Genomic DNA, 20,785 nt, shown 5'->3' on the forward strand with positions numbered 1-20,785 from the left:
GAATCACGGATCAGATCGACGCCATCACCGGCACGGAATGCCTCGAGCAGCTCGGACAGGGCAGACTGGGGCAAGGCCATCGGTGGATCTCCTTCAGTGTGTCTCTTGGTCGTTTCACACCGAAGATCCCGCCGATGGCCGTCTACGTCAGGCAGCCTCGCCGTGGTTCCTCAAAGCCCACCACTCCTGGGGACTCTTACGCCTCCAGAGGGCGCGAACGTCGGCTCTCAGGACATCAACGAGTTCCTGCTCAAAGGCGCTGCCGACGACCCGGACTCGTAGTCAGTGCAGGCGGCGGATGGTGATTACCTCGCCAGCGAATTCGCTGATCGTTCCGTAGCGGACGACATCGCCAGTCCGGGGCGCGTGGAGGATCCTGTCGCCGCCGACGTAGATCGCGACGTGGTGTGGGCGGCCAGCGCCTGGATAGCTGAAGAAGATCAGGTCGCCGGGTCGCTTGAGGGCCCAAGGGATGCCCGTGCCGGCGTGGATCTGGTCGCCCGAGTAGTGGGGGAGCCGGATCCGGCCGCCGGAGGCTTGGTACGCGGCGAAGAGCACGAGACCGGAGCAGTCGAATCCGCCGCCGGTGGGACCGTTGAAGTCGCCGCCGCCCCAGACGTACGGCTTGCCGAGTTGCGAAGCGGCCGCCGTGATGAGAGCTCCGGGGAAGCCGGGCGGAAGGTTGGCGGGTAGGTCGCCGGCGGGTTGCGCGCACTCCAGGTCGCCGGTTAGCGATACGCCGCTAACGGCGCTAAGAACCTTCTCGGCGACCGGCTGGTTGACGGCGTACCTGTCGGGGTAGGCGGAGACCTGGACAGCTTGTGCGGCGGTGCCAGGCTCGATCGTCTGCCAGTCGTCCATGTCGAGCAGGCCGCGCGGAGAGCCGTGGTTCGGTCCACTCGGCCCGCCGTAGAACGCGCGGGACGACCACACCGGGTCCATCAGGTTCTCGATCGTGCCCCAGCCTGCGGCGGGTCGCTGTTGAAACAGCCCGACCGAGTCGTGGTCGCTCCCGTCACCGTCGTTCGGGATGTTGGCCGAGTGGGGGTAGGCCCTCGTGTTCGACAGGACTCGCAGGGACGATTCCGTCAGGGCGGTCATGACGGCGATCAGCTGGCCTCGCGCCGGGATGCCCTCGTCGTTACCGACGGCGACGATCGTCGCGGCCCGCGTGAGCTGCTGCTTGCTGAGGGTGACGGTCTCGCCGTTCGTGTTGGTCGCAGTGAGGGTCGCGGGCACCGGGCCGGCGACACCGAGGCTGGCGGTGGACTGGCCCTCCCACATGCAACTGCCGGACCCGGCGGCCGCGGGGCTGACCAGCGTTGCTACGCCAAGGACCGCGGCCCCGGGCGCGAACAGGATCGCCGTGGCGGCGCCGGCGGCTAGGACCTTCATGCCCATCGGCCGCTCACCTCATTGGGTTGTCGAGCTGCGAGAGGCGCAGAACGTGGCAGCGCTCGAAGGAGGGCGGGCACGCGACGAAGACGGTGAAGGAGAGCGGATACGACGACTCGGCCTTCTCACCGTTCCAGACTCCGCTGCGATGGCGGGTCCCCGTGATCGTCACTGCCGTGGTTCCGGGCCGCAGGTGCCCGTGAGCCTGATCGACGGCGGCTGCCCACGAGTCCGGTACATAGGCGTCGTCGATCTCGATCGTCTGGACGACCTCCATCGCTCCTAGGTCGAGCCACTGTTCGACCGTCGGCACGTAGGTCGCGACGTCATTGATCAGTCCGGGAGTCTCCTCGCCGGACGGATCGGCGTCGGCCAGCACCGCCGCGGTGTAGTCAGTGGGCAGGAAGCCTGCACTTGTGTCCCATTCGAAGAGCGAGACCGCCACTGCGCGCGCGTAGGCCACCGGGTCGGTGGTCTTTGGGAGAGAGCGATCCCGCAGGGTGTCGACCGGGTTGGTCGGATCCGCCACGACCTCGGTAGCCGCCGGTGGCCCGTCTCCGGAGGATGTGCCCCCAGGTCCGCGAATCAGGCCGTAGATGCCGACGGCGGCGGTGAGGATCGCGAGCGCGCATCCAAGGAGAAGCATGATCTGGCGGCCGGTCAGGTTGGACATCGGAGCTCCGAGTGACGGGTTCAGGGACGTTCGATAGGTGCACCACCTACGCCGATGTCGTTGCGTGACGTCGGGCGGCAACGAGTTGGTCGCGGAAGGCGATCGTGGCGGTGACCACCCGGTCGAACCGTTCCCAGTCACTGCGGCTGAGCTGAGCGGCGAGGGCATCGACGTCGTACAGCTCCGTCCAGCCATCGAGCTCGGTCCAGGTCAGGTTGAACGAGCGAACGCTGCGGAAGTGGCTGCTCGGTCCGTGGTTGCGCTTGAGGCCGCTGCGGCCCTTCTCGCGCACCTCGCGCTCGGCACGCGCCCGTGCCTCACGCGCCAGCCGAGCGAGATCGGTCTCTTCCTCCGGCTGCGGCTGTTGCGCATCGTCGAAGGCTTCCTTGACCTTGAGGTAGAGCGGCTTCACCGGCTCGCCCCGCTCGATCCTCTGCAGCGCGTCGTTCGCCAGCGCGCGGATCTCTGGTGGCGTGGCCTTTCGGGAGGCCCAGTCCATGAGCGCACAGACCCGCTCATGGGTGTTGTACGACGCCTTTCCGGTGATCGCCATGGCCGCTTGCGACCGCGCATCGCCGTTCTCGCCCGGCTCCGCACCGGGTGCGGAGCCGGAGCTCCCGAACTGGGTCGCCTGCATCCGCCGCTCGGCGTCCTCGGCTCGAAGAGCCTTCAGCTCCCGGTACAGCGCCGCCTTCTCGAGCTCGTTCAGTGGCTTGTGCAGTTGGTTCTCGTCCTGCTCAGCGAGCAGCAGCGAGAGCTTGTCGGAGATGCCGGACCGGACCCAGACCTTCATCGTGCGCCAGCTGAGCCGGCGTACGGCCTCGAGCCGCCGCCACCCGCACACCAGGACGCCCTCGGGGGTGAGGGTGATCGGCTGTAGCAGGCCGAGCCGTTCGATCGACTCCATGAGTGGCCTGAGGTCGCCAGGGTCCTTGCGGTGGCGGACGCCGACGGTGATCGAGTCGAGCGCTCGGTCGAGTTCGATGTGGCCGCGGGTGTCAGGCATGGATCTGGACTTTCGGCCGCGGAGCGGACTCGCTGATCTCGAAGACGAGCAGGTCGTCGTCGAGGAGTTCGGCTACCGGGTGCCCGATGAGCAGCCGCAGGAGTACGCCGTGCCCGTCGGACGTACAGGTTTCGTCGGGGTTCGGATTCCCCAGCACGATGCGCAGCACGGTCGACCACGCCTCCTGATCAATGTCGAGGAGCGCCCGCGCCGTGTGGTCGCGCCGCAGAGCTGCATGGGCCTTCGGGCGGGATCCGGACTCGACCAGGCGTGCGGAGATGTAGTCGAGCGTGCAGGTGGCTGTGTCCCGCGGCCAGCCGAGCGCGGTGAAGAGGTCGATCGTCGCGTCGACCGCTTCGTACGCGCCAGTCGGCGGAGTCTCGTCCGGGTTGAACGGTTCGACGGCGAGCGTGGGAAGGAAGTTGGGCAGGTCGGCTTCCGTGTCGCAGAACCGGCGTACGTCGTGGTGCCTGGAGATCTCCGGCCGCCTGGCCTGGTCGACGGAGCACAGGAGCCCGTCGGCACGCTCCTCGGCGATGAGCGTGACCTTGACCGCCATGGTGACGACGGCCCACGGGTCATCGGCCGTGCGGACCGCGTAGGTCCGCATCGCCTCGAACGCCGCTGCAGCTCCGGCGGTCGGGTCGCAGCGGTGCTTGATCGCGAGCGCCTCGTACTTCCGCGCGGCGTAAAGCATGAGGTCGTGGGCCTCGGCGTCGTGCTCCCACGCGTTCGGTCCGGACACCCGTAGACGGACGAGAAGCCGGCGCAGCCCCGTCGCGGTCTCGAACGAATGGCTCACAGCGACAACCCCTCTGTTCGGTTCGCCGCTCGGGTCGGCGCTGGCGAGTGGGGGAGGCTTCGCTTGAGGGAGCGCGTGGTCGTAACCGGAGACCGGCGTGCGCGTCGGAGCAGTTCGGCATGAAGGTCGACCCCACGCCCAACCGTGGGCGCGACGTACGTCGCGAGTTCGGTGGGCCGGACCCAGGCGATTCCCCTCGCCGTCGGTGTCGGCGGTTTGCCTTCCGCGGAGAGCGACGGATCACGGTGGCGAGCGAGAGCGCTAGCGGCCGCTTCGGTGTTCGGCGCCGGCGCCGGCGCTGACGCCAGCGGCTCCGGCGGACGGTAGCTGTGACGGCGGTACTCGGCGTGGGTGTTCACAGCTGGATCGCCTCATTCCTCTGGGTAGGGCCCAGGCGGCTCCCGGGGCGGAGCCGGGACGCGATCCGGAAGGCGGAGTCGATGGTCGACTCGATCTCCCGATCGGGAAGGCCGGCGTACTGGGCGGCGGGCACCAGGTAGCTGACAGCGTTCGCATGGCTCTGGCCGTCCTCGGCCATCCGGCACGTCGCCCAGAAGAGGGCCCGGTTGCGACCGCCTTCAGGAGTCAGGGCCACCACCCGGGCGAGGGCCTCGGGGCGACATCGCGTTGGTGGAAGACCAGAAGGCGGCCCCAGTGGCTTCGGTCGGGGCGGCTCGAGGAACTGACGCAGTCTGACCCCGTCGACCGGTTTGGCCGGCTGGGTCGTTACCGCGATGACGTCGTACGTCCTGATCGCGCCGCCGACTTCGATCCGGGACGGGGGAGCGATGACGTAGCCGCCGTCGCCTCGGAAGTCGACGTGCGCGGACGGGACCTGCCACGACCGCTGCTCCTGGTCGGGCACGCTCGGGTAGTAGGCGTGGACCCCGCCCGACGGCGTGCGGACCATCCAGCCCCAGTGCAGGGCGAGCCCTTCGGAGCGAGCACGCTCGAACGGCGCGAATCCACTGCCGCCCGCGTGAACGTCGATGTCGACGACGAGGATGCCGGAGCGGGCGCCGGTGGGAAGACCGATGTTCGCGTCGGGTGTCCGCTGCCACCACTGATGGACGACGCTGGCCGAGGACGTCGCGTCGAGGAAGCCGTTCGGCGTGAGCGGCTGCTTACCGCCTGGGACACAGGGAAACACCGGAATGCCCAGGTTGGCGTAGCGGATCGCGGCGCCCGCGAGGGTCGGTTCGGCAGCGACACGCTGCATCGTCGAGACGGTCCACTCTGGGATCGGGTTTGCCGGGTCGAACATGCCCCTGAGAGTGGAGCCGCAGTGTTACCGGAATCGGGTAACAAGGAGGGGGAACGTACCGGGGAACGCTGCGTTTCCGCAGGTCAGAGGCGTTCCCTAAGTTGTATTGGGGAGGGTGCCGGTACTTGGCTCTCTGGCCCGCCCGGGGTCACCTAACCGGAGATGGCCACGGTCCGGGAGCCGTGGACCAGTCCGTTGGCATCCTGGTAATCCCAGAGTGCCCACTCGTAGCCTGCGATGAAGGCGCTGTCAGTCTCTCTGTGCTCGGCGAGCCAGCGGTGTCCCGCGTCCGCCGATCCTGTCTGGAGAGCGATGGTCCGGCCCGCGTTGTAACCAGCCATGTACTGCTGCTCGCCAGATGTCATTGCCACACACCGAGTCGAACACATGTTCGAGGTCTGGTCAAGATTGAGCGATGTTCGGAATCGTCGGAACGACGGTCGTTGGCGCTCAGATCATCCGGTGCGACGACCACTGGGGCCACGGGTTGCCCAGTCCTTACCCTGAACGATCTGTGCGGTGCGCTGCGGAACGTCGATCGGCGGCAGTTCGTCGTCACGGCGGTTGAAGACCTTCTCATTCAGGTCCTGGTCGGCCTTCTGATGGCTACCGGCTGCCTTCTCCGCCTGGACCATGTCGAGTTGCGCGACCTCGTCGTACGGCGACGCCGTGTAGGCAACCTGAGCAGCCCACAGGGCGAGGCCGGTGTCGCCCGCGGCGAGTGCATGGGTGGTGACGATATGGCCAACGTCAACGATGGCACTTGTCATGATGTGGTCCCAGCGGTCGCCGTCGAGCAGCCAGTTCCAATGGCCTTCGCGGAGGTCGGTGAACGGCTCGCCGTTGACGAGTCGGAGTGCCGCGATCAGATCGTCGATGCCGCTGGCGCCGCGGCTCTGCCCTCGAGCCCGGAGGCGACGGAACAGATCGAGGTCGCACAAGACGCTGTTGAGCTTGTAGAGAGCAGGTGAGTCGGGGCTGGGGCCGGGCTCTGCTCTTGGCAGGCAGGGCTCACCGCTGCGGGGATCGTTCCCCAGCCAGCGACGTAGTTGGCTCATGTCCACCCGGACGCGCTCAGGACGGATCCCGAACGCGTCTGCGACTTCGTGGCCGGAGACACCATGGGGATGGAGTGCGAGGAAGGCCAGCAGTTCGACGTAGAACGGCCGCCGATGAGCCGTTGCCTTGGTGTCGCCCGTTGCCCGGGCGCCCACCGGCCCGAGGAGCGTCAGCTTCACCGAAGACAGCGTGGGCGACTCCCAGCGTGCGAGGTCCTCGTCGAGGCTCGGGTCCGCAGCCTCGATTGCCCGACCGGCCTCAGCTTTCGCGGGCGGTGCCAGAACCTCAACGTCCTCGGCGGTGGTGGCAGCGGCGTCGGCGTAGACGGCTGCATCGAGAGGCAGCAAGGCGAGGTCGCCCGCTGGACCTTCGGAACGCGGGTCCGTCAGGTCGTCGACGAGGGCGCCGCCGAGGTCGGCCACGGCGTCTTCAGCGTCCGGCTTCGGGACAGGTACGACCGTGTCGTCGAGGGTGAGATCGAGAAGGAGCGCGCACGCTCTGGCCTCATCACCGCTGAGTCCGGCAGCAGTCACGTCGATACCCAGGCTCGTCACCCGGAGACGACCGCCTGGTGTCAATACCAGATGGGTTCCGGAGGGTCGAGGTTCGCCCGCGAGGTCGACGAGCGCTACCGAAGACCGACCCGGGATGCCCTCGATCAGGTCTGCGAGCTTGTCGAAGTCGGGGGTGGGGCGGTCTGCGGTGGCGATGATCGCGGCGTGGAAGTCGTCGGGCTCGACGCCCGCTGTCATGGAGGAGAGGTCGCGGACGAGGTCCGCAATGAACTCGGTGTCGCCAGCCGGGTGCGTCCGGACCCGACCGAGGTTGAACGACGCTAGGTCAGACCGGAGCCCGAGGACGTCGACCGTTGTTACGACCGACCACGGGTTGACCGCCAGCTCGGCAGCGACGTGGCGTGCGAAGGCTTCCTTCCGGGTGCTGCCCCCGGTGACGGTGACCGTGCGGAGTTGCTCGAGGTTAAGGAACAGGAAGGAGCCGTCGTCGCGCTGTCCGACGCTCACCAGGAGCGGGTACGGCGGGAACGAGTCGTCGGGGCGATCGGGCACGGCCGCTAGATCGAGGCGCCACTCAACGCCGGCCCCGAACCATGGCGCTGGCAGGTCGGCCGGCTCCAGAAGAGCCAAGGAGATCTCGTCGGTTGCGAGCGTCACCGTGACCAGGTGAAGCGGCGGCAAGGATCGGAGCGCGGCGTCGAGGGCGTCGATCCGGGGCGCGAGCACCGATGCTGTGGCGCGTGCCGTCTTCTCGGCGGGAACGAGCTCGGCGGGCGGGGGAGGGATGACCGTGCCCGGACGCCGATGCCGCAGTTGCGTTCGTCGCTGGGAGCGGAGTGCGACCCACAGCGCGCCGCCGAGGACCGCTCCCGCACCGGCGAGACCGGGAACCAGCCAGCCGGGCACGACGCTGTCATCCGAACTCGGGCCCGGCTCGTCGGAGTCAGCCGCCACTTCGCCGACCGGTTCAGTAGGCGTGACTTCGGTCGGGGCTGGGGTCGCTTCGGCAGGCTCTTCCGGCGGCTTCGCCTGCCTGGGTTCCCGTGAGCCCGGCGCCGGCGTCTGTCCGGGGATGGTGAGCTTCCACCCGGGCAGGATCAGGTCCGGATCGGTGAGGCGGTCTCCGTTGGGCTGGACGGTGTTCCGGGAGGCCTCGTAGATCGTGGGGTAGGCGTCGGCGTCGCCGAGCTGGGCCTCTGCGATCTCCGAGAGGGTGTCGCCGGGCCGCACGACGTAGGGGTCCGCCGGAGCGGTCTCGGCGATCGGCACACGGAGGATGGTGCCCGGCAGGAGGAAGTCGGGACGCCCATCGAGGACGGCCTCGTTGAGCGCCACGAGCTCGACGTACCTTGTGCCGCCGCCGAGGCGCTCTTCGGCGATCTTCCAGAGGCTGTCGCCACGCTTGACCGTGTACCGCTCGACCTCCGGCTCCTTCTCCTCTTCATGCTCGACCGTTGGCGAAGGCGCAGCGGCGTATGCGGGCTTCACTATCTGACGGGTGTCGTCGACCAACGGTGCAGCGGTCGCAGCGGCCTCCGCCCTCGGCTGAGGCAGGAACACTGTCGCCGTCGGCAAGGCGACGAACAGCAGGGCAGCTGCCGCGACGAGTCGATCGGCCGCGAGCTGCGGCACGGCCAGTCCAGGCAACCGTGGCGTGCGGATGCCCCGGATCTGGGAGACGATCGATGTGATGACCTGGCAGGTGAACACTGCCCAGGCGATCCAGCAGGCGGCGGCTATCAGCTCGACCGCGAACGTCCCGTCGTCCGGTGCGGTGAGTCGCGACCACGCGAACTGCGCAAGGTCCGGAAGCGCGTCGATCGCGACCAGGACAGTCGGTACGCCGAGCACGAAAGCGACAAGGGCCAGCGTGGCTGCCAGGCCACTCAGGCGGGAGTTGAGGGTGCTCATCGCTGGCTACCTCCGAGGGTGCGGATCAGACGAGCCGTCGCGGTGCCCGACACGTCAAGACGATGGATGCCGATCAAGCCCAGGAACTGCGGGTCGTACGAGTCGTGCACGGTGACCGTGATCGTGTCGCCGTTGGTGATCTCGACCGTCCCGGTGACGCCCGCGGAGTCCAGGTAGCGCTGAGCGGCAGCACGAGCGGCAGCTGGGCTGATGGTGAGCTCCCGCCCTTGGATGGCCGCACTGCCCTCGACCTCTTCGCCGCCGGCGCGAGCCGCTTGGGCTGCAACATCGTGGGCTCGTTCGTGTGCGTGCACCTGCCCGCCGAGGTCGACGGCGAGTCCGACGAGGAACATCATCACGAAGCTGGCCAGGGCCAACCACACGGTGATCGAGCCGCGCTCGTCCCGCTCCCTGTTCATCGTTCCCGCCAGGTGTCGATGGGGCTGGACATGGTCGCCTGCATGACCCGCGAGCCGGGGACGCCCGGGACCGCCAGGTCGGAGAGGTTCAGGCGGCAGGAGACGGTGACGTCGACCGAGCCGGGCACACCGGGCTGCTTGTTGAAGTCGTCGGTGTCGACGTTGACGTCGACATCGGAGCAGCCGATCTTCTGGTTCGCGATACTCGCTACGGCAGCCGCGTGAGCGTCGGCGCGTGCGGTCTGCGCGTCCCGCGCCAGCGAGGCTGACCTGGCGCCGTCCGTGGCAGCAGACTGAAGCGCCTCGTGGGTGGTCGCCGTACGGCCGCCGAAGATGATCAGGCCGAGAAACAGCGCGAAGGCAGGTACGCCGATCGCCGCCTCGATCGCCGCCGACCCGCGCTCGTCTCGCCGCTTCATGGTGTTCCCGCCGCGTTGGGAGCAGTGAGCCGCTCAACGGGAACTGACGCGCTCTGTGTGATCCGAACGTTCCATCCGGGGATCACGCTCAGGCTGAAGCCCGTGACTGTGACCGTCGCGGTGGTGGTCGTGCGGTTGGCGGTGGCCGACGTCCCGGTGATGACATCCTCGCCACCAGCTTCTGCGAGGAAGTCGTTGGCAGCGCCCACGCCGTCGGCCTCCCGGCCATGTTCAGCGCCGGCCGCTCGGGCGCCCTCCTGCGCGGCGGCGATGGCGACCGTTCGCGCGTGGTAGAAGAGCGCGGCCTGCATCCCAAGGAACATGACCGCGAAGAGCGCGGGCAGCAGGATGACGAGCTCGATCGAGACCGAGCCCCGGTCGTCGCGCCGCCGGCGGCGGCTACTTGATGTTGCCGGCCTGACTTTTGACATAGGTAGTCACGGCCGCGACCACAATCCCGACGATGGCGATCACGGCGACAGCCCAGAGCACGTGCTCCGTGGTCACCGAGCCACGCTCGTCCCGTCGGGCGGCTCGCAGGTCGTCGTACGAGGTTAGGACCGCCAGTTGAAGCAGGATCAAGACTTTCAACATGAGTTCCTCCTTGGATCTGTCCTTCCGTTTCACGAGGTCGTGAACATGCGAAGCAATGAGGGGGCAACGAGCAGGGCCATAAAGATGACGCCGAGCAGCGAGCCGGGGATGGTCATCCGCTCGCCGACGGCGTTCGCCTGGGCGATCTCTTCGTTGAGCATCGCCGTGCGCATGGCGGCGGATCGGGCACGCAGGGTGGCGTACACGCTCGCTCCCTCCTCGCCGGAGAGCCGCATGATGTCGGCGAAGTCGTCGAGCTCGGGCAGTCCGAGCTCCTCTGCCAAGGTGTGCAATGCATCCCAAGGCGGGAGGCCCGACCAGCGCGACCGCGTCAGCTCCTCCGCGAGCCGGGTGAAGACCCAGGAGTCGCCGACCTCCGCCGCCGCTTCCATGGCCTGTCGGACACCGATGCCGTTGTGCCTTTCGAGGGCGACCAGGTCGATGTAGGCGCCGAGGGCGCGGGCGAACTCGACGCGCGCCTTCCGCGCCTCATCGAGCGCGTTGTAGTTCGGGATGAAGAACATGACGGCCGCGAGGCCGATCGACGCGAGCGCCGGGATCTGAAGTGGAAGGCCGAGGCCGAGCGAGTTGAAGAGCAGCGTGAGCCCGGGCGGGATGAGGAGACCGAGGCCCGCGAAGGTGAGCTTCTCGCCGTAGAACTGCGCGACGGATATCCGGAGCAGGGCAAGCTCGTGGGTCGGCGTCCGCACCCACACTCCGGGAGGCAGCACCCGCATGCCCCAGAGCCCGAGCCGTTCCTTGCCAGTCCGCGCCGCCGAAGCCCTCGTGTTCGCGCGGTTGCGCGTCGAGGAGACCCGCTCCAACGCGTCCGCGAGGTCCGGCTCCGCGGGCAAGAGCCGCGCGACGACCAGAGCGAGCCCGAGGCCGATCAGGCCGCCGGACAGGACCGCCAACTGGAGACCCGTGATCATGGCGTCGCCACCGCATCGGGTCGAGTCTCGAGGAAGCGCGGCAGCGGTTTGCCGGTAGCCATGCGTCGCATCCAGATCAGGGTGCCGACGTACGCCGAGAGGAGCACGACGAGGATCACCTGGCCGATGGCGGTCGCGTACGGCTCGACGTACTGGCCGGAGAGCGCAAGGACAACCAGCACGCTGGCGCTGATGAGTGTCACCCATCGAGCGGTCGCGCGAGGCTTGGCTCGATCGGCCTCCACCTGGCGGCGGGCCCGTACATCGGCCGCGACCGACTCTGCGAGCCCCTCGAGAACGCTCGCGAGCCCGGCGCCGCGGCGGCGTGCTCCGAGGATGAGGTTCGCCGCGATCAGGTCGCCTGTCGCATCGTCGAGCTCGTCCGCGAAGGCCCTGAGCGCCGTCTCGGTGTCCCATCGGGCACGAAGGCGAGCGACGAGTCGGCTGACCTCAGGACTGATCGGCGCCGGAGTGGAGCGCAGTGTCGCGACCAGTGCCTGCTCGAGCCCGATTCCGACGGTGAGGACACCGGAGAGCGAACGCGTCCATTCCTCCATCGCTTCGAGTCGGTTGATCTGGGTGGCGGCGGGCGGAGCGCCCAGCAGAGCCGGCAGTCCGATGACCGCCACAGGCGCAATGACCAGAGCGAGTATCCAGCCGGTGATGATCCAGCCGAGGACGCCCAGCCCGACGCCGGTCAGAAGCAGCATCCGGGTGCGCGAGGTCAGGTTGACGCGGCGGCCTCGGGCTATGCGCTTTTTGCGAGGTGGCTCGGCTGTCGGTAGCAGGCCGAGGGCAATACCGAGGATGCCGATGGCGACCAGTCCACCTGCGAGGGCGGGAATCAGGGGGCTCACGGCTGGGCTCCGTACGGCTGGGTCGAGAGGTACCCCGCGAGGTCGAAGCCGTAGTGGGCCAGTGCGCGGTACTCGTCCGGAAGCACGTCCGGTACGGCGACACCTGACGCATCGGCACGGAAGACGTGGGTGGTCGCGTACCCGACCTCCTTCTCGCCGGGGGCAAGGGCGATGATCTCGGCGACCCGTCTCGTCCGCTGCGCGCCGCCGGGGACGGCCTTGGTCTCCATGCTCAGCTGGACGATCAGGTCCACTGTGGCCGCGAGCTTGCTTGTCGCGAGCCCCTGGGTGACGTGAGGACCAGCCTCCATCGCGCACGTGACGAGCTTGCGGACGGCCGACACGGCGTCAGCCGCGTGCGTCGTCGAGATGGAGCCCGTCCCGGACTCCATCGCCTTGATCATCGCCCAGATCTCCTTGCCCCGGACCTCGCCGACGATCTGGCGGGAGAGGTTGAACCGGAAGGAGTCGACGAGCGCCTCGTCGAGAGTGAACTCGCCAGCCTGGCGGCCATCAGGCCCACGCTCTCCGGATCCCGGGCGTGCCTCCCACGCGTGGACGACCTTGTGGCGGCCGAGTTCGTGGAGGTGCAGCTCGTACTCGGTCTCGAAGGTGCCGATCGCCTCCATGGCATCGATCTCGGCACAGAGCGCCCGGACCAGGGTTGTCTTGCCCGCCCCCTGGGCGCCGGCGACGACGATCGAGCGCCGCGCACGGACAGCGGCCCGCAGGAACGATGCCGCGGTCGGCGTCATCATCTCTCTGGCGACGAGATCGTCGAGGGTGACCTGCATCAGCCGGTGTCGGCGGATCACGACTGATGGACGGGGCGTAACCCAGGCTGCGGCGGCCAGGCGGGAGCCGCCGTCCAACCGCAGATGGAGCCGCGGCTGTGCCTCGGAGAAGGAGCGAGCGTTGACCTCGCTGCGCGAGGCAAGGAAGACGAGGAAGTCGATGAGCTCCTGGTCGGAGTCAGCGACCGGTGGGCCATCGATCAGGGTGCCGTCGACCAGTTCGAGGAGGACGTTGTCGTGGCCGACGATGACGATGTTCTCGATGTCGTCGTTGTCGACCAGGGGCTGCAGTCGGCCAAGGCGGAAGAGGGAGTCGAAGACAGCCTGCGCCGTCGCCTGCTGGCGCGCGGGGCTCCATGCGCCGCGGCCGGCGTCGACGTCGTCGGCCATCGCGGACTCGATGAGGTCCAGGACGATCGAACGGCCGAGCTCCTGTTGAGCTGCCTTGTCGAGGCGGCTGCGGTCTGAGGCGACGGCCTGGCTCAGCTGCTCGGACGCTCGAGCGCGCAGTTCTGACACGACGGACCACTCGACGTCGGGGCCCGATGGCGGGGGAGCGGTGACCGGAGAGCCGAGCTTGGCGGCTGCTGACGCCGTGCCGTTGGTCGACTGGCTGAACAGCGGCAGGCGCGAGAGGTCGCCGTACTCGCTCCGGTAACGGGAGGCCTCGGTCACTGTGCCGCCTCCTCGACGAGAGCGAACCGACTGCGTGCGACGTGCGCCTGGACCGACTCAGCTAATGCCCGGAGCCCCCGGACGTAGGGTCCGGTCTCGAACTGGCGGGGCGGGCGCGCGCCGCGGTGATAGACAGCGGCCGCCGCCGGATCGTCGGGGAGGTCGGCGACTACCGGCATGCCGAGCACCTTGGAGACCTCGGTGTCTCGGTAGGGCTGCCCCTCGCCGATCAGGAGCAGGCCCGGGTGTCGCCACCCGGTCCCGGGCTGGCGGACGGTTTCCGCCCACGAGCGTGCCGCCGAGATCGCCGGCAGGTTGGCGCGAGTGACCAGCACGGTTGCGTCAGCCGAGTCCAGGAGTTGCTGGGGCGACCCCGTCAGTCCGAGCCTGCCGGCATCGACGATGACGTCCTGCCCGCTCGCTTCGAGTTCGCGCAAGGCCGAGGCGAGTGGTTCCCACACGTCGCGTAGTGCCGCCGCCTGAGCGTGTGTCCGCGTTCCCGCGACGAGCGAGACGTTCGGGCTCAGTGGCCGGACGACGTCCCGTAGCGCATCCGCCGTGCCCAGCGGCGAGAGCGCCAGCTCGACCAGTCCCGCGTCGTACGGCGTCGTGCCCTTCATGAATCCGGCAAGAATCCCCGAGCCGCCGGTCGGATCGGCCTCGACGAGAAGCACAGGGCGCGTCCAGCAGAACGCGAGGCCGACGGACGTTGTCGTCACGCCGGGCGATCCGGATGCGGAGGTCAGGCAGATGACAGCCATCATTCGGTCCCCGAGTCCAGCACCAAGGCGACGTTCCCGGTGGCGGCTCGTGCGGCAAGGACACCCGCGTCCGCATAAGGCACCAGGACGTTGACGACCGTGTTGCCTGTTGTCTCGTCCAGGTAAGTGCCGACGACCTCGGCGACGGTGAATGCCGGGGCGTTTGCCGGCGCCTCGCCGTTGTCGCCTGGGGTGACGATGATGCGGACCTTGTGGCCGCCGTACAGCGGCATTCCGGGGACCTGCGCGGGTGTCAGAGAGATCCCGACGATCGACTGGCCTTGCGGAGGTAGCGGCTTTTCGGCCGTCGACTCGTTCGTGAGCAGGCCGCCAGCCGCGATGTCGAGAGCTGCCCGCTGCCCGACGACATCGTCGAACGCCGAAGCGGGTAGCGGCGAGAGAGCCGGGTCGGCGCTGATACGGATCCGTTGGATGTCCTCTGCCTCGATCATCTCACCGCGGTGGATCGTGTCGCGGGCGGCAAGCACCTCCTGGGTGTTCGTCGTCGCGCTCCAGGCCCACGCGCCGAGAAGGCAGCCGAGCGCCGTCACGATGACCGCGGCCACGACGAGCGCCGGGCGTCTCCGGAGCTTGGGCGGGGGAGTGATGCTGGCGGTGGTCTCCGGCGCGGAGGGGCGCGGGCCGGTCCTCCGGTCCTCTCGGGCAGTTGTGGACACTTCGTCGTACCTCCCGCGCAGCTCGTCAGTTCACGAGCACCTGCGCCTCGCCGATCCTGATCTGTGTCGAGCGGTTGAGGCCGTCGAGCCGGATCGTTCCGGTCTGGCCGGCGCCCGACCACGTGATGACCCAGCTCGACGTGGCCGTGACTGTGTAGGCGTCATCGGTCTCGTGCGCGCTCGACTTCGTGTAGGTGTGGCCGCAGTCGGGGGAGTCCTCCCTCCCGTACGACGGCTTGTACGGCGTGCCCGCCGTGTCGCAGATGACCTCGGCGCCGTCCCCCATGTCCCAGGTGATGTGGAGGACCTTCGCGGTGGCCGTGACTGTGATGCCCCCGGCGGAGGCGCTCTCAGTGATGGGCCCGACGGTGTGGGCGTTCGGGTCCTTGGCCCACATCCAGACGGGCATCCCGACAAGGCCGACGCTCTCCGGACCCGGCTCGGGCGCGATGCCGATGTTGATAGCGGACAGATGCATCTCCTCGATCGCGATCTGCGCTACCTCGCGCGGGGTTGGTCCGGTGCCGGAGTTCGGCGGCGGGTCCTGCGACCAGATGGTGATGAGGAGGCCGGTCTGCGGCTGGTAGCAGTTGTAGACCGCGCCGTCCCCGGGTTCGTGACCCTGCCAGCTGGGGTCGCCCGCGGGCGGCTGGGGCTCGACTGGACTGATGTAGCAGTGGTAGCTGTTCGACCAGTAGCCAGCGGTCGAGGAGCAGGGCACCGGCCCGGGCGGAGGCTTTGTGATGCCTTGGCTGGTGCCGTCCCAGTAGCAGGCGGCTCCGCTGCCGGTGTCCTGTGGCCCGTCGTCACCGGGCTCCCCTGGCGTCCCCGGAGTGCCCGGGACCTCGATCCAGATGAGGCACTCGCCCGTGGCCGGGTCGGTCTGCGAGCACACCGTGTCCGCGTATGACGGAGCGTGGACGAGGACGAAGAGGCCGGCGGCGGTCAGCGCGGTCAGGAGGAGGCGAGTCAGGATGCGGCACATGGCGTCTGCTTGAGGTCCTGGCCCGTCGCCACGCGCCAGCCGCCGGTCGGGTCAGCGGCGTACTTGTAGTTCGCGACGGTGTAACGCGTCCACCCGGTGTCCGGGCGGTCGGGGGAGACGATCGACTTGCCACTCGTGTCGAGCACGTCGACCTTGCTGACGTCCCAGCAGACGTCGATGACGACCGTCGGCACCTTGCCCGCCTTCGGGTTGGAGTTGTCGAGGGTCACTGACTGGACCTGCAGCTCGTTGATGGCTGTCGTGCCGGTCTGCCTTTGTCCCTCGTCGCGCGATCGGTCGATGAGGGTGGTGACCGCGTTCAGCTGCGCGCTCGTCGCGACGGACCTCAGTTTCTTGAGATCGGCCCCAGGATCGCTGCGGAGCTGGTCGACCACCGTGAAGTAGTTCCGGACTATGTCGGTTGCATCAGCGCTCGCCGCGTCGGATGGGGAGCTCGGCGAGGCGCTCGTCGTCGGTGAGCTCGGTGACGTCGACGACGGCKSGGCGGTCGCCGGGGGATCGGTGTCGCTGCCGCCACAGGAGGAGACCGCGGCCAACATCAGTGTGCCGGTCGCCCAGGAGATCAGCCCGAGTCGATTCATCATGCGGTTCCTGTCCCTCCTGCATGTGACTGAGGAGGCGGACGCCGCTGGGGACGGATCCCGAGCGCCGTCTGCGCCTCATCGTAAAGCCCGAATTTGGATTTGGCACCCAGTCATTTCGCCTTCCGGGGCACCGCTCAGGTGCTCTCCGCCTTCCAACCGTCCCGACCTCACCCCTTCCTCTTGAGCCTTCCTTCTCCTCCTGGTCCCTGCCACGCCTTCTACCTCGCCACCCCGCGCTTGCCCGCGCCCTACGCCCTGTCCGCCACGTTCCTCCACCTCAGCCCTTCTCGCCTTCACACGGATTGCAGATCGAGGGGTCTGTGGATGGACAAGCGCACCTGAGGGCTGTGGAAAGGAAACGGCCGTGACGGTCTCGCTGCGTCGTATGTCCGCGGGAAGCGGCTACCAGTACCTGCTGCGCAGTGTCGCCGCGGGCGACGGCAGCAGAGCATTGTCGACGTCACTCACCCGGTACTACTCGGAGGTCGGGACGCCGCCAGGTCGCTGGCTCGGCTCGGGAGTTCGGGCCTTCGGAAACGGCCAGCTCGGCGCAGGGATGCAGGTGACCGAGGAGCAGCTCGCGCTGCTGATCGGCATGGGGCGAGACCCGATCACGGGGGAGCAGCTCGGACGCGCGTATCCGACCTACAAGCGTCTGGCGGACCGCATCGACGAGCGAGTGGCGGCTCTCGACCCGGAGATGATCCAGGAGGACTGCGCAGCCGAGACGAGCAGGATCGAAGCCGAGGAGACAGCCGCCGGCATGCGCCATGCAGTGGCTGGCTTCGATCTCACCTTCAGCGTCCCGAAGTCGGTGTCGGTGCTATGGGCAGTCGCCGACGCGGCCACCCAGGAGCAGATCGCGGATGCACATCACGCGGCCGTCGCCGACGTCATCGCCTTCTTCGAGCGGGAGGTAGCCGCGACTCGGGCGGGTATCTCCGACAGCGATGGCGCCGTGGCTCAAGTCAGCGTCGCCGGGGTGGCTGCGGTGGCCTACGACCACTTCGACTCCCGCGCCGGGGATCCTCAGCTCCACACCCACGTGGTGGTGTCCAACAAGGTGCTGACGGTGATGGACGGGCGCTGGCGAAGCCTCGACGGCCGTCCGGTGTTCTCCTCCGTCACGGGACTGTCCGCGCACTACAACGGGCTGCTGGCCGACCGGCTCAGCCGCGACATCGGGATCGATTGGGAACTTCGCGAACGCAGCGCCGACCGAAATCCGCAGTGGGAGGTCGTCGGCGTCAGCGATGAGCTCATCGCCGAGTTCTCGAGCCGCACCCGCGAAATCGAGCTCAAGAAGGACGAGCTCATCGGGGAGTACGTCGCACGGCACGGTCGGATGCCGTCGCCCAAGGTCATCGTCGAGCTCCGCGCCCAGGCCACCCTGGCCACCCGCCCACCCAAGGAGCTGCGGTCCCTCGCCGACCTCACCGCTGACTGGCGGCGGCGAGCCTCCGAGCGCGTGGGTGCCGATGCAACAGCCTGGGCCGCAACACTCCTGAGCGCCGGAGGCACTCCGCTCGCCGTCGACGACGTTCCCTTGGCAGCGGCAGAGGCCATCGCAGCCGACGTCGTGGCCGTCGTCGAGGTCAAGCGGGCGGTGTGGAATCACTGGAACCTCATGGCGGAGGCGTCGAAGCAGGCGATGGACCTCCGGTTCGCGACCACCTCGGACCGCGAGGCGGTCGTCGCGATGGTTGTCGAGGCCGACCAGCGTCAGTCGGTGTCGCTGACCCCGCCGGAGCTCGCGAGCAGCCCGATCCGATTCCAGCGGGAGGACGGCACGAGCCTCTTCCGGCAGCGGCACGCGGCCAAGTACTCCTCGACCGCGATCATCGAGGAAGAAGCACGTCTCCTGGACCGCTCCGAAGCCACGACCGCGCCGACCGTACGCCGCAGCACACTGGCGCGCGTGGTGAGGCATTCGAACGGTCGACTCAGCACTCAACAGCGGACCGCACTCGAGAGCATCACCTCGTCCGGACGGAACCTGGACCTGCTCGTTGGCCCCGCGGGCGCCGGCAAGACGACAACGATGCGCGCCCTCCGCGCCGCGTGGATCATCGAGCACGGGCAGCGCAGCGTCATCGGTCTGGCGCCGTCCGCGACAGCTGCGCAGGCACTGGCCGACGACCTCGGGGTCACCTGTGACAACACAGCGAAGTGGCTGCATGAGTACGACAACGGACGCACGGACCTGCGCGCCGGGCAGTTGGTGATCATCGACGAGGCCACGCTCGCGGGAACGACCACGCTCGACCGGATCAGTGGCATAGCAGAGGCGGCCGGAGCCAAGGTCCTGCTCGTCGGTGACCCCCATCAGCTTCAGTCCGTCGAAGCGGGGGGCGCCTTCGCGCTGCTGGTCGGCCGCCGTACCGACGCCCCGGAGCTGACCGACGTCCATCGCTTCGTCAACGAGTGGGAGAGGCACGCATCCCTCGCCCTTCGTCGGGGTGAGGTCGAGGTCATCTCGACGTACATCCGCCAGAAGCGAGTCCGCGAAGGACTGACCGACGAGATGCTCGACCGGGCCTACGAGGCATGGCGCGCGGACTGCAGCGCCGGCAAGGCCAGCATCCTCGTGACCGAGTCATCCCACGCCGTGCGAACTCTGAACGAGCGGGCCCGCGCCGAACGGCTCCTGCTCGACGGCGCCGTCGATGGTCGTGAGATCCCACTGGCCGCAGGCAACAGCGCCTCGGTTGGGGATGTGGTCATCACGCGGCGCAACGAGCGCACCCTCCGGACCTCCGGTGGTGGCTGGGTCAAGAACGGTGACCGCTGGCGCGTGGTCGACATTCGCCGCGACGGCTCCGTGCTGGTCGACCGGCTCGACCCGCGACGTCGAGGAAGGGCGGTGCTGCCGCCTGACTACGTGGGCGAGTACGTCGACCTGGGCTACGCCGTCACCGCTCATCGGGCTCAGGGCATCACCGTCGACACCTCCCACGTCGTCGTCACACCGACGACGACCAGAGAGAACCTCTACGTGTCCATGAGCCGCGGCCGGGAGTCGAACATCGCCTACGTAGCTCTCGACCAGCCGGACGACAGTCACTCGACTCCCGGGCCAGACGACGTCACGGCTCGCACCGTGCTCTTCGGGGTGCTCCAGCACAGCGGCGCAAGCATGTCCGCGCACCAGACGATGGAGGCCGAGTACGCCATCCATGGCGGCATCGACCGCCTCGCGGCCGAACTCGAGACCCTTGCGGCAGACGTCCAACGCGATCGCTTCCTGGAACTCCTACGGCGGTCCGGCCTCACGCCTGAACAGCACGAAGCGGTAGTCCAGTCAAGCGCCTTCGGACCGCTCACCGCGTCCCTCCGCCGGGCCGAGGCCTATCATCACGACCTCGAGAAGCTGGTTCCGCGTGTGGTCGGGCAGAACGCGCTGGACGATGCTGAAGACATCGCCGCAGTGCTTCGCTACCGGGTCGAGCAGGCAGCCGCATCCCCGCCCCGGGGCTGCCGGCTGCGCCCGCGCTTGATCGCGGGGCTGATCCCTGAGCCGCTGGGGGAGATGTCCGCTGAGGACCGCCAGGCGATCGGCGAACGGGCCGAGCTCATCGAGGCCCGGGCCCTCGCACTCGCGGCGGCAGCTGTGGACGCGGGCGCACCCTGGGCTCGCCGACTGGGAAGGCCGCCGACCGATCCGAAGGATCAGACGCCCTGGATGCTCGCCGCGGCCACAGTCGCGGCGTACCGCGACCGATACAAGGTCAGTTCGGACTTGCCCGTCGGAGGAGGAGCGACGGCCGATGCACAACGGGCGGATCGTCGTCGTGCCGTACAAGCCGCACGACGTGCCGCGGACAGCGCCGCTGAGTCAACGCCGGCCGGACGCAAAGTTGTCGCCGATCTTCGGGCCGTTTCCGCCCGATAGGACCATCCTTGGCGTCTCCATCCACAAAGCGGCCCGGTTTGGCTCGGCGACACGGGCGACTTGACCTAAGCAGGGTTCGTCATCACCCAGCCCCGGAGGTCAGGGATGTTGCTGCTGCTCATCGCGTTGCCCGTCATCATCCTTGCGACCCTGTCGTACGGCCTGCTCCAGGCCTATGCGCCGTCCAACGTCCTGATCCGACGTGTTCAATCGGCTCGCCCAACGATCCGCATGGCGGTCGCCCTTGGCGCTCTCGCATTCGCGTGCGCCCTTTCGGTTCACACACTCCACCTGGCAATCGATGCTGGCGCCCCGGGTTTGCTCAACATCGTCGTCCTGCTGCTTGCATGGGATGCGATCAAGTTCGCCATCCTGGCATGCCTGACCTCGCTTGCATCGGCTGTCGGAGGGCTTCGCCTCCCGGTCGGTCGGCCTATCCGAGGATCTCGGCACTCGACCGGGCGAGGGGCAAGTCGATCGAGCCCCGAGAAAAGCGCAGGAGCCGATGCTGCTTGACAGGAGTGCCCAATGTGACTGCTGATGCAGACGG

General features: G+C 68.4%; 19 protein-coding genes. 2 read left to right on the forward strand and 17 right to left on the reverse strand.

The window, feature by feature from the left end; translation table 11 throughout:
* Window positions 1–282 precede the first annotated feature (282 nt).
* From L615_RS16285 to L615_RS16365, 17 genes are all read right to left on the reverse strand, one after another.
* Entirely contained in the window at window positions 283–1,401 is a 1,119-nt protein-coding gene (locus L615_RS16285; RefSeq protein ID WP_145725750.1) for a C40 family peptidase, read from the reverse strand.
* A 7-nt stretch (window positions 1,402–1,408) separates the two neighbouring features.
* Window positions 1,409–2,068, reverse strand: coding sequence for a hypothetical protein (locus L615_RS16290; protein ID WP_220794077.1), 660 nt, complete (start codon window positions 2,066–2,068; stop codon window positions 1,409–1,411).
* A gap of 46 nt (window positions 2,069–2,114) precedes the next feature.
* Complete coding sequence (locus tag L615_RS16295) at window positions 2,115–3,074, reverse strand: ParB N-terminal domain-containing protein (protein ID WP_145725751.1); 960 nt, start codon at window positions 3,072–3,074, stop codon at window positions 2,115–2,117.
* Window positions 3,067–3,876, reverse strand: a complete 810-nt coding sequence (locus tag L615_RS16300; RefSeq protein ID WP_145725752.1) for a serine/arginine repetitive matrix protein 2 — start codon at window positions 3,874–3,876, stop codon at window positions 3,067–3,069. Before L615_RS16300 ends, L615_RS16295 begins: the two co-directional genes overlap by 8 nt.
* Before the next feature lie 355 nt (window positions 3,877–4,231).
* Window positions 4,232–5,140 carry a bifunctional DNA primase/polymerase gene (locus L615_RS16305; RefSeq protein ID WP_145725753.1) on the reverse strand — a complete coding sequence of 303 codons (909 nt, stop codon included), beginning with the start codon at window positions 5,138–5,140 and terminating at the stop codon, window positions 4,232–4,234.
* Window positions 5,141–5,595: 455 nt separating this feature from the next.
* The gene (locus L615_RS16310) at window positions 5,596–8,625 is read right to left on the reverse strand and encodes a LysM peptidoglycan-binding domain-containing protein (protein ID WP_145725754.1); all 3,030 of its coding nucleotides are present in this window, start codon (window positions 8,623–8,625) and stop codon (window positions 5,596–5,598) included.
* Window positions 8,622–9,044, reverse strand: coding sequence for a TadE/TadG family type IV pilus assembly protein (locus L615_RS16315; RefSeq protein ID WP_145725755.1), 423 nt, complete (start codon window positions 9,042–9,044; stop codon window positions 8,622–8,624). Before L615_RS16315 ends, L615_RS16310 begins: the two co-directional genes overlap by 4 nt.
* The gene (locus L615_RS16320) at window positions 9,041–9,463 is read right to left on the reverse strand and encodes a TadE/TadG family type IV pilus assembly protein (RefSeq protein ID WP_145725756.1); all 423 of its coding nucleotides are present in this window, start codon (window positions 9,461–9,463) and stop codon (window positions 9,041–9,043) included. Before L615_RS16320 ends, L615_RS16315 begins: the two co-directional genes overlap by 4 nt.
* Window positions 9,460–9,894 carry a TadE family protein gene (locus L615_RS16325; protein WP_145725757.1) on the reverse strand — a complete coding sequence of 145 codons (435 nt, stop codon included), beginning with the start codon at window positions 9,892–9,894 and terminating at the stop codon, window positions 9,460–9,462. The genes L615_RS16320 and L615_RS16325 overlap by 4 nt, the downstream gene beginning before the upstream one ends.
* Window positions 9,863–10,057 carry a hypothetical protein gene (locus L615_RS16330; RefSeq protein WP_145725758.1) on the reverse strand — a complete coding sequence of 65 codons (195 nt, stop codon included), beginning with the start codon at window positions 10,055–10,057 and terminating at the stop codon, window positions 9,863–9,865. Before L615_RS16330 ends, L615_RS16325 begins: the two co-directional genes overlap by 32 nt.
* A gap of 29 nt (window positions 10,058–10,086) precedes the next feature.
* Complete coding sequence (locus tag L615_RS16335; protein WP_145725759.1) at window positions 10,087–10,989, reverse strand: type II secretion system F family protein; 903 nt, start codon at window positions 10,987–10,989, stop codon at window positions 10,087–10,089.
* Window positions 10,986–11,846 carry a type II secretion system F family protein gene (locus tag L615_RS16340; RefSeq protein WP_183097491.1) on the reverse strand — a complete coding sequence of 287 codons (861 nt, stop codon included), beginning with the start codon at window positions 11,844–11,846 and terminating at the stop codon, window positions 10,986–10,988. Before L615_RS16340 ends, L615_RS16335 begins: the two co-directional genes overlap by 4 nt.
* Window positions 11,843–13,315: a CpaF family protein gene (locus L615_RS16345; protein ID WP_145725760.1), complete on the reverse strand. Its 1,473-nt coding sequence runs from the start codon at window positions 13,313–13,315 to the stop codon at window positions 11,843–11,845. The genes L615_RS16340 and L615_RS16345 overlap by 4 nt, the downstream gene beginning before the upstream one ends.
* Window positions 13,312–14,076, reverse strand: coding sequence for a hypothetical protein (locus tag L615_RS23445; protein ID WP_183097506.1), 765 nt, complete (start codon window positions 14,074–14,076; stop codon window positions 13,312–13,314). The genes L615_RS16345 and L615_RS23445 overlap by 4 nt, the downstream gene beginning before the upstream one ends.
* The gene (locus L615_RS16355; RefSeq protein ID WP_261376737.1) at window positions 14,076–14,642 is read right to left on the reverse strand and encodes an SAF domain-containing protein; all 567 of its coding nucleotides are present in this window, start codon (window positions 14,640–14,642) and stop codon (window positions 14,076–14,078) included. The genes L615_RS23445 and L615_RS16355 overlap by 1 nt, the downstream gene beginning before the upstream one ends.
* A gap of 136 nt (window positions 14,643–14,778) precedes the next feature.
* Window positions 14,779–15,738: a hypothetical protein gene (locus L615_RS16360; RefSeq protein WP_145725762.1), complete on the reverse strand. Its 960-nt coding sequence runs from the start codon at window positions 15,736–15,738 to the stop codon at window positions 14,779–14,781.
* Complete coding sequence (locus tag L615_RS16365) at window positions 15,723–16,133, reverse strand: hypothetical protein (RefSeq protein ID WP_145725763.1); 411 nt, start codon at window positions 16,131–16,133, stop codon at window positions 15,723–15,725. The genes L615_RS16360 and L615_RS16365 overlap by 16 nt, the downstream gene beginning before the upstream one ends.
* Before the next feature lie 574 nt (window positions 16,134–16,707).
* On the opposite strand from L615_RS16365, the gene mobF reads away from it, so the two are divergent.
* Window positions 16,708–20,235, forward strand: coding sequence for a MobF family relaxase (mobF, locus tag L615_RS16370; RefSeq protein ID WP_261376738.1), 3,528 nt, complete (start codon window positions 16,708–16,710; stop codon window positions 20,233–20,235).
* Window positions 20,236–20,340: 105 nt separating this feature from the next.
* Complete coding sequence (locus L615_RS16375) at window positions 20,341–20,751, forward strand: hypothetical protein (RefSeq protein ID WP_145725764.1); 411 nt, start codon at window positions 20,341–20,343, stop codon at window positions 20,749–20,751.
* Window positions 20,752–20,785 lie beyond the last annotated feature (34 nt).

This window comes from Nocardioides sp. J9 (assembly GCF_007829375.1).
Taxonomy (GTDB): domain Bacteria; phylum Actinomycetota; class Actinomycetes; order Propionibacteriales; family Nocardioidaceae; genus Nocardioides.

Coding starts and splice junctions, on each gene's coding strand:
- L615_RS16285 (WP_145725750.1), bottom strand. CDS start 1,401: ATGGGCATGAAGGTCCTAGCCGCCGGCGCCGCCACGGCGATCCTGTTC.
- L615_RS16290 (WP_220794077.1), bottom strand. CDS start 2,068: ATGTCCAACCTGACCGGCCGCCAGATCATGCTTCTCCTTGGATGCGCG.
- L615_RS16295 (WP_145725751.1), bottom strand. CDS start 3,074: ATGCCTGACACCCGCGGCCACATCGAACTCGACCGAGCGCTCGACTCG.
- L615_RS16305 (WP_145725753.1), bottom strand. CDS start 5,140: ATGTTCGACCCGGCAAACCCGATCCCAGAGTGGACCGTCTCGACGATG.
- L615_RS16310 (WP_145725754.1), bottom strand. CDS start 8,625: ATGAGCACCCTCAACTCCCGCCTGAGTGGCCTGGCAGCCACGCTGGCC.
- L615_RS16315 (WP_145725755.1), bottom strand. CDS start 9,044: ATGAACAGGGAGCGGGACGAGCGCGGCTCGATCACCGTGTGGTTGGCC.
- L615_RS16320 (WP_145725756.1), bottom strand. CDS start 9,463: ATGAAGCGGCGAGACGAGCGCGGGTCGGCGGCGATCGAGGCGGCGATC.
- L615_RS16325 (WP_145725757.1), bottom strand. CDS start 9,894: ATGTCAAAAGTCAGGCCGGCAACATCAAGTAGCCGCCGCCGGCGGCGC.
- L615_RS16330 (WP_145725758.1), bottom strand. CDS start 10,057: ATGTTGAAAGTCTTGATCCTGCTTCAACTGGCGGTCCTAACCTCGTAC.
- L615_RS16335 (WP_145725759.1), bottom strand. CDS start 10,989: ATGATCACGGGTCTCCAGTTGGCGGTCCTGTCCGGCGGCCTGATCGGC.
- L615_RS23445 (WP_183097506.1), bottom strand. CDS start 14,076: ATGGCTGTCATCTGCCTGACCTCCGCATCCGGATCGCCCGGCGTGACG.
- L615_RS16360 (WP_145725762.1), bottom strand. CDS start 15,738: ATGTGCCGCATCCTGACTCGCCTCCTCCTGACCGCGCTGACCGCCGCC.
- L615_RS16375 (WP_145725764.1), top strand. CDS start 20,341: ATGTTGCTGCTGCTCATCGCGTTGCCCGTCATCATCCTTGCGACCCTG.